We start from the raw sequence: 15,320 nt of genomic DNA, 5'->3' as shown, positions 1-15,320 counted from the left end.
TTTAAGTGTAAAATAATTTTGTATTGACTACTTAGTTAAAAATCATTAGCCTTTTTTAAACAATTAAAAAGTAAGGATACTGATCATGGCTCTAGAAATTAGAATCTGCTTGGATGCAGTCACTGCAGAAGTAGTAAAATGTAAAACAGACAAGGAAGATACATTTTCTAAAGATAATAATCACATAAAAAGTGATGTGATTACCTCTGGTACACCATATATCTGGCGCAAAGAGTACTCTCAATTCTCAGATAACCCTACCTCAGAACAAAAAAATATACTCAGACAATTCTCGCTACTACCAGCTCAATCAAAAAGAAATATTGCAGGTATGTTACGTGATTTTGGGAGTGAAACCTTGCTTGCAATTTCTGATTTTCAAGCTCAAGTGATACCATTTTTAGAAAGTAACACACATGCTATTGTTGGTTCAGGTGCCACATCAATAGAAGCTCGCAGTTCAAAATTTGTTGATTTAGCGATTAAATATGAAGCATCTTTAAAAGACATTCGAGCCGCACATAAATCAGGTATGCCTAAATACCACATGGTTGCTTTAGAGCAAAAAGCACTTGCTATATTTAAAGACTTGCAAGTTAAATACCAAGCTGAATTACAGCGTTTTATGAATACTAACCGTGCAAGTCGAAGAGGTACTGTTTGGTCTAACCCTGACCGTGGTGTTCATATAGCTAAAAGTGCCAGACATTCATCTAAACTTGATATAAGTAGTACTGCTGAATTAAACAAAATAAAACGTCTCGAAAATAATGCTCGTTGGCTAGGTTATGGGATGATTGCTGTCGATGCTGTTGTGCGAGGAGTTTCTGTTTATAGTGATTATAAAAATGGCGGCAACCTACAAAGAAGTATATCAACCGAACTAGCTAGTTTTGGGGCGGCTACTGCAACTGGTATTTATGTCGGAACGGTTACAACAACAGCTTTAAGTTCTTTACTTATGTTAACTCCATATGGGTGGGTCATTGCGTTAGGTGTAGGACTATATGTCGGTTTTGCAGCGAGTAATGAAATGAGCAAATTTATGAAACAAACCTCTGAAAACATATACGACAGAAAACCTATATTTGAAGGGGTATTTTAGATGCCCGCAGCTCATTTAGCTGGGTATTCTCTGATCGTATTTATGATAGGTACCTTTGCCTCTGGCATATTGTTTTCAAGAATTTCTGTTAAACATATTAATAAAAATATGGAAAAGGATGGTGTACTTCCCCCAAATTGGGATAAAGGTATTGGCGCTAGTGTTTCATTTTATGTATTTGCGATGTTTTTTGAACGCTCTCGTATACCAACTCCAATGTTTGATGGTCGTTTTGTAGCCAAATATGCACGTCCCGTTGATAAAACAATAGGCATGATCCACTTAATTTCAGTTACAGGGATGATGCTGTGTCTGTGTATTGTTTCTTATTTTTCTGACTAGTTTCCTATTAATGCATACCCATAATGTAATAAACGCACCTCTTAAACGCCAACAAGTTTTGCGTCTACAAGATATAAACACAGCTATTTACTCAGGGTTGATGATTCGTTGTAGGCGCCCAGCTTGCTCGCGCGAAAAGCTAAGCTTTTGAAATAATACAAACAATTAATAAATATCGCGTTGGCGATGGCAACCAAGGGGCGCATAGCGCCGAACGCCCCTTGGAACCCTTCGACGCCCGCAACTTCACATATCTTCAAATACAAAATTAATATGAACGTAAACGCGATGAACGCATAACTTTCACATCCCTGTACGCTGCCCAGTTCGGGTATCCCTACCCTCTCGTTCAAAACTACGTTTTTCACCCATTTGCAAGCATCGCTTTACTCGCATTGCCTAAAGGGATTTAGGTACTTGGAATTTGTCCGGAACAAAATTCCGCCATGCGAGGTAATTACTCATTAATTATGTGTTTTCAGGTGAAATTGAAGAGGGAAATATTTGAGCTACAGCCTTTAAATTTAATGTAGGCGCTAAGCTTGCTCGCGCGAAAAGCGAAGCTTTTAAAATAATTAACTAATAACGCGTTGGCGATGGCAACCAGTCAGAAGCCCCTTAACAGCAGCCTTTAAATGTATCGTAGGCGCTGAGCTTGTTCGAGCGAAAAGCGAAGCTTTTAAATTGTGTTTACCTACATCGCATTGGCGATGGCAATCATTAGGAAGTGCCCTTAGCAGCAGCTTTAAAATGTATCGTAGGCGCGAAGCTTGCTCGCGCGAAAAGCGAAGCTTTTAAAATAATTTACAAATATCGCGTTGGCGATGGCAACCAAAGAGAAGTAACCGCCGACTTCTCTTTGGAATCTTTCGGCGCCCCGAGCATTTTGCAATTTCCTCAAAGCCTAAATCGATATGAACGTAACCGCCGTGTATTCACCGTCCATGGCGAAGTCACGGCTTCACTTGCTTCCATGCAATCAATTACTCATCAATTGAGTCCTTTCAGGCAAAATGACGGGGGGATTGCCTTAACAGCGGCCTTTAAATTTGTTGTTGATATTACCGTTATGTATATTGAACTATCTTAACTGCTTGAGTAATTTTAATGGCTGCTAACTTACCTTCAACGCTAAACTTCACTCAATACCGTGATCTAGTGAAAAAGCTCAAACATGGTAAATCACTACCAACAGCTATTTATTTACACAAAAGCTCATTAGAGGAAGCGTTACCGCTTGAGTTACTAAGTTTTATTCAAAGCACCGTAAGCAAACTAAACACAAATGAGCCTTGGAACCTAATTAAACTCTATAAACGCGATCTAAAATTTACGTTACTTAACTACCCTCACTTTGATGAATACGCATACCCCGAACTCCACACCAGCTATACAATTGATGGTGACGAACAAACAATAAAAACAACAAACTACAGTAACTCAAATAACCCGCCTATTTTGCACCGTAAAGAAACCTTTGTACTTCCAAGTTACCCGCTCTACCAAACATTTAAAGATATTACCGACGAAGGTGAACGAATAGGCCTGTACCAAAACACAAAGAGTATTGGCTTTAAACAGCAATGGGAAAACTTAATAAAGCGCAAAGCCTTTAAACTTGATGAACAAGGCAGATTACACAAAGTAGCCGAGTTACCAGAGCCTATAGTTGAAAATGAACCACAAACAATAAAGCGCCATTTAACAGCTATAAATCGTGATAGGCTCTCTGCGCCTTTTCAAAAACTAGCAAAGTATGGTTACTTAAATGGTGATCATTCAATACTCGATTACGGCTGCGGCCTAGCCGATGACGCAACAGAACTAGAAGCACACGGGTTAAATATAAACGCATGGGACCCAGTACACAGGCCAAACGGCAATAAACAAAAAAGTGATATTGTTAATTTGGGCTTTGTACTCAATGTCATTGAAGATCAACAAGAGCGAAAAGACACATTAAAAGCAGCCTATCAGTACACACAAAAACTCCTTTTAGTATCAGTAATGCTTGCTAACGAAACTAAGCAAGAACACTTCAAACAATATAAAGACGGCGTAATCACTAAATGGAACACCTTTCAAAAATACTATAGCCAAGCCCAAATAAGAGCTTACATAGAGCAAGCCCTAAACGTTAAAACAATGGCGTTTGGGCAAGGTATTATCGCTATTTTTAAATGCCCACAATTAGAAGAGGCACATCATTTAGAGCTACAATTTCAAAATTATAATTGGCAACATATAACCCAAAAGCCGCAGCCAAAAGCTTTACCCAAAGCCCAGCAAAAAACCTTGTTTGAAAAACACAAAACTCTGCTTGATGATTTTTGGCAACATTGCCTGCACTTAGGCCGTTTACCTGCAAACGATGAGTTTGAACAAAGCGCAACATTGCGTAAATACTTTGCCAGCCACAACAAAGCATTTAGCTTGCTGCAAAATTACTATGAGCAAAATGAGTTTGAGCAAGCGAAACAAAAACGAAAACATGATTTACTGGTTTATTTTGCACTTAGCCTATTTGGTAAACGTCAAGCTAAAAGCCATATGCCTGCAAGGCTGACGCGAGATTTAAAAGTACATTTTAGCGATTACAACCAAGCATTAGAGCAAGCAAAGCAACTACTGTTCTCGATTGCAGACCCCGCTAATATTGGCAATTCCTGTTACCAAGCCTTTGATCAAATTCAGCTCGGTGAGTTACACGACAACCACTCATATATTTTACCCACTCGTTACTTAAACCAGCTCCCCGCAATACTGCGTGTATACATAGGCTGTGCGGTGCAATTGTATGGCGATATTGACGACGTAGATTTAGTAAAAATACATATGCGATCGGGCAAAGTAACATTTTTAAAATACGATGACTTTAATAAAAAGCTGCCGCTACTCACTGAGCGAATAAAAGTAAAAATGCTAGAGCAAGATATCGACTATTTTTATTACGGCGATATTTACCCCTATCAGCCCTTATATAACAAAATAGATTATTTACAAAAAAGCAGTAGTGAATACAAAAGCCAACAACGCTTTGATAAAAAATTAGCCGATATGCTCAAAGGAGTAACCAAAGCAGAGTGGCCCAACTGGCCTATTTTACTTAAGGTGTTTGACTATTGGGGTGTGGAATTAAATGGGGATAGGTTTTTTGGTACTAAAAAACCTAATTCCTAGACTATATTGTAGTTAACTTAAAGTCTTGACTGCCAAGGTACTCTACCCCTACCTCAGAAGGAAAACCACTTTTCCAATGGTTTAATTTATTTTCAATTAACCATAGTCCTATTTGTGGATTTCGCAGCTCATTACATTTATTCCAAAAGCCTGGTGTAATATCAACTTTAAAGGAGTGATTATTAGTTTTGATTAATACGTGACCCCATTGCTCACTAAAAATATTTTCTTTAATTTCTTTTGGGATTCTTATGCCAAAACCAGCACCAGTAATGTTATTAGGCTTTCCCGAACTCCAAACCGTTGTCTTAAAAAACATATTTATTCCTTGAGTTTTCGTGTATCAAATTCAAACTAAATCAATCTCAAAATCATAAATTGGAATATTACTTCTTGTTACTCCAATTTCGCGGTCAATCATTATCTCAGCAAGTGTTTGTCCATCGATCAAAACAATTGGTACACAACCTCTTTTGAAGGCTATATCTTGAGCTTCTTTTGTAAATTCACTAGTGGTTATAAAAATACCTTGCTGGTACTCGCCCTGAATGTCCCCCCTAAACTGTGAAATATCAGGACGCGACACTTTATTAGTGCGCTTATAACGTTTACATTGCGCTGCAACATGCAATTGTGAAATTCCCACTTCTAAGTAACCGTGAACATCTATTCCGCCGTCACGGCCGCGTTGAGTAACTATCATATCCTCGAATCCATACCTATCTAAGAACCGCTGGCAAAATAGTTCAAATTCTTCAGGTTCTAAGCTATATAGATGATCAATAATATGGTTAATTGTTGTCTGTTTTAGTTTTTTGGCGAGCTCTTTAACTAAACTCAAATTATCTAAAGCACTTTCTGCTATTTGGTCGGGTACAGGCATTTTCTGTTTATAGCTAACTAACGAATACAAACCTTTTTCATCTTTTATAAAAAATTTATTTTTTGCTTCGCAAGACCACGATGTTTGCTCACAATGCCTTTCTATTTGAACTCGCAAAACAGCAAGTGGATCTTTTGCACCGAACTTATAAAATGAACGCTCCATAATCTTACTATAAATTTGTTTTAGGCTACTTGCTGCTCCTAATAAATAAAGAGCCTCCTTTGCCGCCTCAACAATCGTCATTTTTGACATATTCATCCTTAAATATCTACAAGCTTGCTTGTTTACCGATCAAGCCATTAACTTTATCACCAAAAAAATGTAAGTCGCTAATAATCTCTTTATGACGTGATTCAACTTCACTATTTATTACGTGGTGCAAACGATAAAGTGCTTGTTTTTCAGTGAGTAATCCTGTTTGTTTTTGGCAGCTAATTAAAGATACTTTATATTGTGCTGTCCTGTAACGCGACCACGCACGTGTGTAACCCTCTAATCTATTTATTAAGTAGAATATAAATGTCATCCCTAAGCCAATACCTAGTAAAGGAATAACACAGGCTTCCCAATTTAACTCCAGTTCTTTTAATAAAGCTGGCACAAAATAAATTGTGATAAAACACCAGTTAGATTTTGACTTGATAACGCCTCTATCTGTAACAAAGTCAGGGAGTAAACTAATAGTTAAAATTAAGCATGGTAACGATACTAAAAGCCATAATTCAATACCGTCATAACTGCCTTCAAATTTATTTATACAAAATAACGAGCCTGCGAACATGGCTAAAAATAACCCTTGTTTCATTGCAAAACGACAAACGTTACTTTTTTTAGCAAACCAGTTAACGTAACTATTTAAATAGTCAGAGTATTTGCTACATTGGCGTTCAAAGGTTTGGTATTTAGTAAAATCAGCCCATTGAGGTGAGCTTAGTTTTTTTGGTTTTTCTTTTTTCATTTTAATAACTTAACTTCTTAAAACGCCAAATTTTACCGTTACGAACTATTTGCTCTAGTTTTGCAATTGCATCCATAGATGAAAGACCAATATCATTTTCAAGAGTGAGTAAAATATGAGCATACTCGTTTCTTAAGTTTGTGGCGAAAATACCAGGATCATCAGAACCCAATACTACTGGTACTTCCATACCTTTTTCATCGGTTACTCCTAACCAATCAAAAATATGATGTTCTCGGTAATGTTCATAAAAGCTAATTCTCACATTACTCGTTGGTAAACTCTCAATAGCCATATGCCGACGATTAATTTTACCAATTACATATTTTTGCAATATGCGAAAAGTTTCATAATTAAAAGCACGCTCACACGGACATGTCATATCTACTTCTATAAGCTCTTGGTAGCGAATTGCGCAATCAGCGTTATTTACACCATGATATTTTTCAAATATTTCAAAAGCTTTTTTATTAGTTTTTTTAGTCTTTAAAATATCATCTATTTCTTTTTTTATTTCTGACCGTAAATAGCTTCCATGCTGCCGTTTTAATTCGAAGGCTAAGATTGGATCAATATATCTCAGCTCCCATGCATCATATAACTCAACTGGTGAGTATTGCTCTTCATAAATAAGTGCTGAAAGTGTTCTGATTTCGCGTTCAATTAAATGTAGAAGGGTACCATTGACCTCATGATCACAAAAATGTTTATAAGCAAAAACAAGGTCATCTAAGCGCTCACCTTGCTTCATTACTATGTTGTTACCAATACGTTCACGCCATAGCTCTGGATGTATACCAATAGCTGTGCCATGCCCAATTCTGTTACCTGTTTTTAAATCTAAAAAATCGATAGCTTCAGCTACAGTTCTAATTCCTGATAGCAAATGCACATAGTCTTCGCCTGCATGATAAGTAAAATTGTGATAACCAGCTTTTCTTAACCGCTTAAAAATAGGTGCAAATACTTCTGGTCCTGCATCTAATTCATTGGCAGCTGCATCAAATCCAAATAAATAATCACTTAAATCGATATACTGTTCTTGTAATGCAGCTAAGCTTCTTCGTGTTTTTTCTAATTGATTGCGCAATTCATAATGCCTGCACTGCCAAGAAAGCCTTATTTCACCATTAACTAATTTATTTATATGCTTGTCAGGGCGCTTAATAAAGTGTGCGATTAAACTCAGCTTCAAACTAGTAGCATTAGCTTTATGACACAGAAGATCTTTTAAACTGTATGGGTTTACTTTCTTATTTTTATCGATAATGGCATTGTTGGCTCGCTGCTCTGTGGTTTGATAGTGCTTGTAATCTGCTAATATAGTTCTTAAACGATCCACATTACTAGGCAAGTCTCTGCTAGGAGCAAAACGACCTTCTAAATAATCTAAGTCACCTAAATCAGAGTAATTTAATTGATGGTATCTGGTTTGATACTCTTTCTCCGTAGTACTGCGCATTTCATTAACAGTAAACTTTTGAAATTGATCAAAACCGAACTGATGAGTTTGTTGCACAACCAATCTATTAAATTGGCACTTTATAAGTAAATAATAATAAAGTGCATGTCCAAACGCTTCATTTTTGGTCTTTTTTAAATACCCAAACATGGCAATCAAATAGAAAGACTCTAAAGCAAGTGGGGTTTTTATATCATCTTCAATATGACTAAGTTGAGCTAAAAGAGAGCCCTCAATATCAAAGTCAAAATTATAAATCTCAGATACGTTGAATGAGTTACTTAATTCAGTTAGTTTATTAACCTGCTCTATATTGATTAATTGTATTTTAAAAGCTTGTTTTGTTTCGTCTTCATCTCTTTTAAAAAAGGTTTTTTGAACTATATTGGCATCTTGACCAAAAACTTCATTCAGTAATAAAACCCTCAATGCTTTTGCTACATTTAACTTACCCAGTTGTTTTTCTTGAGTTAAACCAACTTCTTCTGCTGAATACAATTCCTTAACTAATTTATTATTACTTGCACCTTTTAACTCTTTTGCGAATGCTCTGGGCTTTTGTAGAGCAGTACGCCAAATAATTTCGATTTCGCTTGAACCATTTAAGTGAATATGTAAATCATCAAGCTTTAACCGCTCCACAAGTTCATCTAACCTAGGATCTTTTATGCTTGGCAATGCACTGTACCTAATTTGAGGTCTTAGAAATCGCTCAAAATATAATTTTGTTTCTGCTCTATTGTTATGATTCGGGAAAGTATAAAAATCTCTTAAAGCACTACAAATACCAAATAATGGCGGAACCTCGGTTATTAACTCCTGCCATTCACCGAACAACTTAGAGTCTACTAAAAATTGACCATTAAATGTTGGCTCAATATATCGCTCGCCGAGCGTACTGAGAATTTTATTTAAAAAGCTTAATACGGAGCCTGTATCTGAATCTAAAAATTTACTTAATTTATTTTTAATTACATGATCAGGCAATTCAGCTTTACGCCTCCTTATCCCTTGAAACAAAAACTGTTTTAAACTGCGCTCATTCAAACGATGGCTAGATTGATAGCTGCCAAGAGCCTCCGTGTTTCTGAAGCTCTCTCTAATTAAGATTGAGGGCATGATCTCTAACTCATTTTACTTTTATCTAAAGTTTTATCTAAAGTTTTATCTTTAGATGCTATTTTTGAGAAATCTAGCTCATCTTGCTGCAAACTATCATCGGTAGTACTTTCACCCTCGGTAGTACTTTCAACATCGGTAGTACTTTCAACATCGGTAGTACTTTCAACATCGGTAGTACTTTCAACATCGGTAGTACTTCCAACATCGGTAGCACTTTCATCCTCGCCCATGACTTTCTCTTCAGCTGTAACTGAGTCAACTATCTCAATTTGCTCTGTAACATCATACAAATCTAGTTTTATATTAAGCTTCTGCCAATCTGTAGTAATTGGGATCGTATTTAAAATTGGCCATAAGTTATTAAATGATAAATTTTCTTCATCAATTGTGCCCGTTACTCTTAATGATTCAAGGTATTCATCTTTTGCCACAATAAATAAACGATAATTTACAGATATTGTCTCCTCATAGCTGGAAGGCTTCAAGCCATTAATATACTTATCATTTTTACAGTTTTCTTCTATATCACTAAGAATATCAAACTTACTATCAGTCAAAGATATAAAGCAACTAGCGTGAGCTTGGTGCCAATCCCACTTCCCTGATGAACTTCTTTCTATTGGTTCTTTTCTTAAAAACAAACCTATAATTGGACAAGCTAATAACAAACCAAAAATTGATTTCTTTGGATTTATCAGCATATTCTGGTGTGAATTATAAATTGATTTTTCCGTGCTATCTGATTCAATTTTTTTCAAAAAAGTACTTTCTTTTAAATACTTCTTAATATTTGAATGGAGTTCTTTTTCCGTCTTTTCTAAAGCTTTGCTGCTTAGCTTAGGGACGTTGTTTCGGTTTGCATCTTCAATTAAACAATAATGAAGAAATAAAACAATTTGAGAGTGAAGCTGGCAACCAATTGAAGGTTCATGTTTCTCATTGATATTCTCAATAAAATGATTAAAGAGGTTGTTAAGTGATGCACTTGATAAAAAATTATCTGGCCAATAATTTTTAACAGCTAAGAGCCATTTTAGTAAGTTATTATAAAATTCTCCTGAATATTCTTTAGCCACATCAGATAATTCACTAACTTCATCACTATCAACATCATCTTCTCTTCCTGGTGATGAACTTGCTGGATACCACTTAGGCATAAGGTGTACATTTTGAGGAATAACATTTACTAAATTTTTCTTAAGCTCAACTATATTAAGATTTCTTTTCTCATATAATTCAAAGATACAAGACAATACAGATACGCCAGAAAGAAAGTTTGTTTCCGAGCTTTTCTTATAATCTTTAACTGAAATTTTCGCGAAATTGATAAAGTAACCTAAATCATAAATTGTTTCTATTGACTGTAGCGTGTTATATATAAACCCAACCGTTCTGTCGTTCTTAAACTTATTTTTATTCTCCAGAGCAACATATAATCTACTTATTTCTTTTAACCACTCTGCAAGAATGCCAAAACTTTGAAAGTCTGTATCTGATCTACCCAATTGATATATAGTTTTGTGAAATGAAACTTTTAGCTCTTTACGTAATTGCCTTTTCTGCTCTGCACTCTTAGCCTTTTTTATTTTTTCTTTATAACTAAATGAACCTGACAATTCATAGAAGCGCTCTAAATTTACTTCAAAAAGCAAGCTTATTTCATTATTTTTTGGTACTGAAAATAACCCAACAGTCTCTGGCTCACTTTTTTCTGTCGCTAAAAGTGAAATTAATGCCTTTTGCGTACTATCAACAAGTCCATTATGTAAGTCATTAATACTCAAATAATTCAGTATATCCTTAACACTAATTTTATCTTCTTGTTTCTTATTAGTATTTATTTTTATAACTAGCGATTTTGGAAAGGCAGTAAATATCATCCATTTAAATGCTTGAGATAAATCAAACTTTGTATGTTTACTTATTAGAACCAAAAAAGTTAGCACTCTTGCATTGTAGGATTCATTATCTGACGATGTATTTAGCTTATCAAACTGATCCCAGCAACCTTCTTCTTCAGCCCAAAGCCAAAATAAACTAGCAAGAGTTACCATTGAGTATTCAGCAACGTTCAGATGAGATAACTGAATTTTAAAATTAGAAAATGATGAATTAAAAATCCCTACAACTCTATTAGCAAACTCATCTAGACCTGATTGAGATATTTTTAAGCCCCTTAGATCATTCTCCTCAATATAGTTTTTAACACCTAAATCAATCATAATAGCTTTCAAAAGCTGGAGAAATGTACGAGTTTGCATACTGAGTAAACCAGTGTAGGCATTTCTTTGTTCATGCTCTTGAGTTAGCCCTAAACAATATGAGAGAAATGTATCAAGAACTTCATCTAAAGCATCTTCATTATTATTTCCAGAAAAATCTCTAACTTTGATATTCGTAGAATAACTATCTAGCGAAGTTCTCATAGCTTTTTGATGTAAAGTGAGCATACTTACCCGATTTTCAGGCTTGAGTACTTTCATCATATATTGTTCTTGTAATTCTGTTACCGTGTCTAATAACGCATCTTGACTGAAATTTGTTAAGTTCGCTGAACCATGGAACTGGCTAGAAGGCCTCTCATAACTCATCACTTCTTTACCTAAAGACTTATATTGAGCTGACCTTATCAATCTAGAATATAATTCAATATCACCTGAAATTAATATGACCCATCTCGGACTAGTCAAATATTTACGTACTGTTTCAAGGACAGGCCAACCTTTTTCAAATTTTGTATCGATGTCATCAAATGTAACTACAAAAGCATCTTTTCCTAAGGCTTTTAAAGCTGCATCTAAAAACTTATTCAAGTTCCGCTCTAAGTTACGCCCCTCAGCTGCTTTTTGAAGCCCTTTTTCTAAAATATAAGTTTGATCTTCCCATTCATCACCATAATTTGAAGAACCTATTCCATCAATTTGACATAACCCACCAGCTAAGTCTTTCAATGCTTCTTCATAGATTTTATATTTATCATCATGAATAGAGGCTTTTGTTTTTGAAATAGCATCACGAATTTGTGAAATTAAAATAATTAATACATGCTCTTTAGAAGATATTAAAGTAGGATCTATTACTCTTAATACAGATAAACCCTCTGGTATTTCAGCCACTTGTGATTCATTTGCGACTTTTCCAGGTGAATGAAGACAAGTCAATACATGCCGTAAAAATGTTGATTTCCCGCTCCCACGAGGGCCGCTTACAGTAATCGCATTATGAAACCGCTCATAAAAGAGGTCATCATAATTAGGCTCTTTTTTATTAATGTTGCGAAGCTGAAGTTTTATTTTATCAAAAATAGTTTTCCGAGCTTCCACCTGAAATACTTCGTTATACTTCAAATTAACAACATCCGTTGCCATTTCTAAATTTAGAATAATATTTTTTTGAGAGCTCATATGAGAATCCATCTTCTATATTTTTCCTCATTAAATCATAACTATAAATAATTCAAAGCCGAAAAAGGAACAAAAACTAAAATAAAAAGTTAATGCAAACTGAATGGATAAAAAATTTGTTATTTTTAACAAATAAATGATTATAAATTACCATTTAAAATGTTAAGCTTTGCTAAAAATAACAAACTAAATTTAATTATGTTTGAAAACAAATATTGCTATTCATTTCCAGCAGTAAGAGGGCAGCAAGCAGGTCGCCCTTTTTACATTGCTACTTGCCCACTTAGAATTATTCCTAAAATATTTTTATTTGATGAAGAGGAAGTGCCTGCAGAATTGCGGGCACAACGTACCTTAAATCGGACACGCCTCCCTGAAATGGTTCGTTATTTAGTTGATAACCCAAAAGAATATGTGTTTTCATCGCTAACCGCATCTGTTGGTACTGAAGTGCGGTTTATACCTCATGAAGGAGCTCACGACTTAGGTGTATTACAAGTTCCTATGGACGCTGAAATACTGATTAATGATGGGCAACATCGCCGCGCTGCCATTGAAGAAGCATTAAAAGAAATGCCTGAGCTAGGTCAAGATAATATATCTGTGTTATTTTTTGTTGATGAAGGTCTAAAACGTAGCCAACAAATGTTTGCCGATTTAAATAAGTATGCTGTAAAGCCTAGCCCTTCAATTAGTGCGTTATATGATTTTAGGGATTCGTCTGCAGGTGTTGCACGTTACCTAGCAACAGAGATAAAGCCTTTTGTGGGTTTTACTGAAATGGAACAATCGACTGTTTCGCCCAAAAGTGCCAAGTTATTCACTTTAAGTAGTATTAAACAAGCAAGCCAAATACTCCTCAGTAAAAATGCAAAGTCACATTTTGAAGATGGTGATTTACAAATTGCCGTTAGTTTTTGGCAAGCGTGTTTTGGCGTTATAACTGAATGGCAACAAGTACATAATAAAGAGCTCTCTCCTGCTAATTTTAGGCAAGAGTATATTCATGCTCATGGCATTGGTTTGCATGCGTTAGGGCGTATGGGTAAGTCGTTAATTGCTCAGCATCCTAAAGATTGGCAGCACGTTCTGCAAAAGTTAAGCAAAATAGATTGGCGAAAGAGCAACCCTATATGGGACAATAGAGCATTGCACCACGGAAAATTGTCCAAAGCTTCTAGTAATATTAAACTCACTGCTAATATTTTAAGGCAGGCTCTTGATTTACAACTTGAAGGCGATGATAAAAAACTAGAAGAAGAGTTTAGTAGTAATCATGTTTGAATTTCAAAATTATGACGATATCCATGACTACATGGATTTTATCGAAGACCAAACCTTTGCCGATCGCCCTTTAAAGGAGCAACTTGCAGAGATTCAGTATTTATACATGCGTGAAAACCAACCTTGGGTTGTAGCTTTTAGTGGCGGTAAGGATTCAACCGCTATATTAACGCTTGTGTATTTAGCTCTACTTGGTTTAAGCCCTGAACAACGTACTAATAAAGTTTACGTTGTATTTTGCGATACCTTAGCTGAAGTGCCTATTTACTTACAAAAAGCACTGCATGCTTTAAATACATTGCAGCGGGCAGCTAGCATCACTGACTTGCCAATAGAAACTCGTATTATTACACCTAAAGCGAGTGATACATTTTGGTCTCGTTTACTTGGGCGTGGTTACCCTGCACCTAATTTAAAGCTAAACCGTTGGTGTACTGAAAAAATAAAACTAAACCCTTTTAAAGACTTTGCTAAAACTGAGTTTAGCGCTGAACAAGCCCCTATAGTCGTTATCGGTTCTCGCTCTCAAGAAAGTAAAAACCGTGAAGATATATTAGAAAAGTACCATTCAGGCAAAGAGTATTTTGATGAAACAGACCCTCACTATCGCCGATACGCGCCAATAAAAGATTGGCAAGTACAAGAGGTTTGGCATCTGTTAGGACAACAAATTGCGCCAGGGCAATATGAAGAACTAGGCCCTTGGGAAACACCTTGGGGTACTTCAAATATCGCTTTAGTGGAGCTTTATGATAGTACAAACTCAACTAGTGGTGAGTGCCCATTGGTTGAAACAGCCTCTTCACCTGGGTGTGGTAAATCTCGTTTTGGTTGCTGGAGCTGCACTGTTGTTACTAAGGATAAAGCAATTGATGGACTTATAGCGAACGGTGAAGCTTGGTTACAACCTTTAGCCTCTTTTAGAAACTTTTTGCACTCAACGACTGAGCCCAGTGTAAAAGGATTGTACCGCCAAAACAGAAGACGCGACGGTAAAGTGAGCGTTAAACACGGTATGCAAGAAGAAAAAGACATCGAGTTTATTCATGGGCCTTACTTTTTACACCTACGTAAAGAGTGGTTAGAGCACCTACTAACCATGGAAAAAGAAATTAATGAGCAAGGCCGTGAAGTTTCATTAATTACAGAAGCCGAACTCCATGAAATACGTCACCAATGGCGAAATGATCCGCTAACACCCGACTGGGCCGACGACTTACCTAAAATTTATAAACGTGTATATCCCAATGGGCCTGTTGAGTTTTTAGAAGATGATGGAAATACGTTTACTAATGTTGAATCTGAAATGATTGATCATATGGCTCACGTTCATCAGGTGGATGCCGAGCTAGTGAAAAAGCTAATTGATTTAGAGCTGAGTGTATCTGGTTTAGGCAAGCGCCAAGGTATTTTTAATCGTTTAGATAAAGTATTACGCCAAGACTGGGGCAATGTGGATGCTGCAAAGCAAAAGCGTGAATCAGAGAAAGTTTTACAGTATTCGTTACTACAAGATATAAATGAAATTCAAGCTGAGTTAGACGGAATTGACTCGCTAATAAACAGTGATTTATAAA

The 15,320-nt window shown here is 35.9% G+C and carries 11 protein-coding genes; 6 read left to right on the top strand and 5 right to left on the bottom strand.

Annotated elements, in window-relative coordinates; translation table 11 throughout:
• Positions 1–85 precede the first annotated feature (85 nt).
• From ALFOR1_RS16895 to ALFOR1_RS16880, 4 genes are all read left to right on the top strand, one after another.
• Positions 86–1,105, top strand: coding sequence for a hypothetical protein (locus ALFOR1_RS16895; protein ID WP_104643762.1), 1,020 nt, complete (start codon positions 86–88; stop codon positions 1,103–1,105).
• Entirely contained in the window at positions 1,106–1,447 is a 342-nt protein-coding gene (locus ALFOR1_RS16890; protein WP_104643761.1) for a hypothetical protein, read from the top strand.
• Positions 1,448–2,174: 727 nt separating this feature from the next.
• On the top strand, positions 2,175–2,537 hold the full coding sequence (locus tag ALFOR1_RS16885) for a hypothetical protein (protein WP_104643759.1): 363 nt from the start codon (positions 2,175–2,177) through the stop codon (positions 2,535–2,537).
• A gap of 17 nt (positions 2,538–2,554) precedes the next feature.
• Positions 2,555–4,627, top strand: coding sequence for a DNA phosphorothioation-associated putative methyltransferase (locus ALFOR1_RS16880; RefSeq protein ID WP_104643758.1), 2,073 nt, complete (start codon positions 2,555–2,557; stop codon positions 4,625–4,627).
• Between the two features lies 1 nt (position 4,628).
• On the opposite strand, the gene ALFOR1_RS16875 is transcribed toward ALFOR1_RS16880, so the two are convergent.
• The 5 genes from ALFOR1_RS16875 to ALFOR1_RS16855 are packed head-to-tail and all read right to left on the bottom strand — an operon-like array spanning position 4,629 to position 12,459.
• Positions 4,629–4,946 carry a hypothetical protein gene (locus ALFOR1_RS16875; RefSeq protein ID WP_104643757.1) on the bottom strand — a complete coding sequence of 106 codons (318 nt, stop codon included), beginning with the start codon at positions 4,944–4,946 and terminating at the stop codon, positions 4,629–4,631.
• Positions 4,947–4,976: 30 nt separating this feature from the next.
• Positions 4,977–5,765, bottom strand: a complete 789-nt coding sequence (locus tag ALFOR1_RS16870) for a restriction endonuclease (RefSeq protein WP_227006966.1) — start codon at positions 5,763–5,765, stop codon at positions 4,977–4,979.
• A 16-nt stretch (positions 5,766–5,781) separates the two neighbouring features.
• Positions 5,782–6,471 carry a hypothetical protein gene (locus ALFOR1_RS16865; protein ID WP_104643756.1) on the bottom strand — a complete coding sequence of 230 codons (690 nt, stop codon included), beginning with the start codon at positions 6,469–6,471 and terminating at the stop codon, positions 5,782–5,784.
• A gap of 1 nt (position 6,472) precedes the next feature.
• Positions 6,473–9,052, bottom strand: a complete 2,580-nt coding sequence (locus ALFOR1_RS16860) for an amidohydrolase family protein (RefSeq protein WP_131692537.1) — start codon at positions 9,050–9,052, stop codon at positions 6,473–6,475.
• A 5-nt stretch (positions 9,053–9,057) separates the two neighbouring features.
• The gene (locus ALFOR1_RS16855) at positions 9,058–12,459 is read right to left on the bottom strand and encodes a hypothetical protein (RefSeq protein ID WP_158657447.1); all 3,402 of its coding nucleotides are present in this window, start codon (positions 12,457–12,459) and stop codon (positions 9,058–9,060) included.
• Between the two features lie 198 nt (positions 12,460–12,657).
• On the opposite strand from ALFOR1_RS16855, the gene dndB reads away from it, so the two are divergent.
• Positions 12,658–13,743, top strand: a complete 1,086-nt coding sequence (gene dndB, locus ALFOR1_RS16850) for a DNA sulfur modification protein DndB (protein WP_104644165.1) — start codon at positions 12,658–12,660, stop codon at positions 13,741–13,743.
• On the top strand, positions 13,736–15,319 hold the full coding sequence (gene dndC / locus ALFOR1_RS16845; RefSeq protein ID WP_104643753.1) for a DNA phosphorothioation system sulfurtransferase DndC: 1,584 nt from the start codon (positions 13,736–13,738) through the stop codon (positions 15,317–15,319). The genes dndB and dndC overlap by 8 nt, the downstream gene beginning before the upstream one ends.
• Position 15,320: the final 1 nt, after the last annotated feature.

Source organism: Pseudoalteromonas carrageenovora IAM 12662 (assembly GCF_900239935.1).
GTDB classification, from domain to species: Bacteria; Pseudomonadota; Gammaproteobacteria; order Enterobacterales; family Alteromonadaceae; genus Pseudoalteromonas; species Pseudoalteromonas carrageenovora.
Note: the sequence above shows the minus strand (reverse complement) of the source record. Positions and strands in the feature narration are given on the sequence as shown.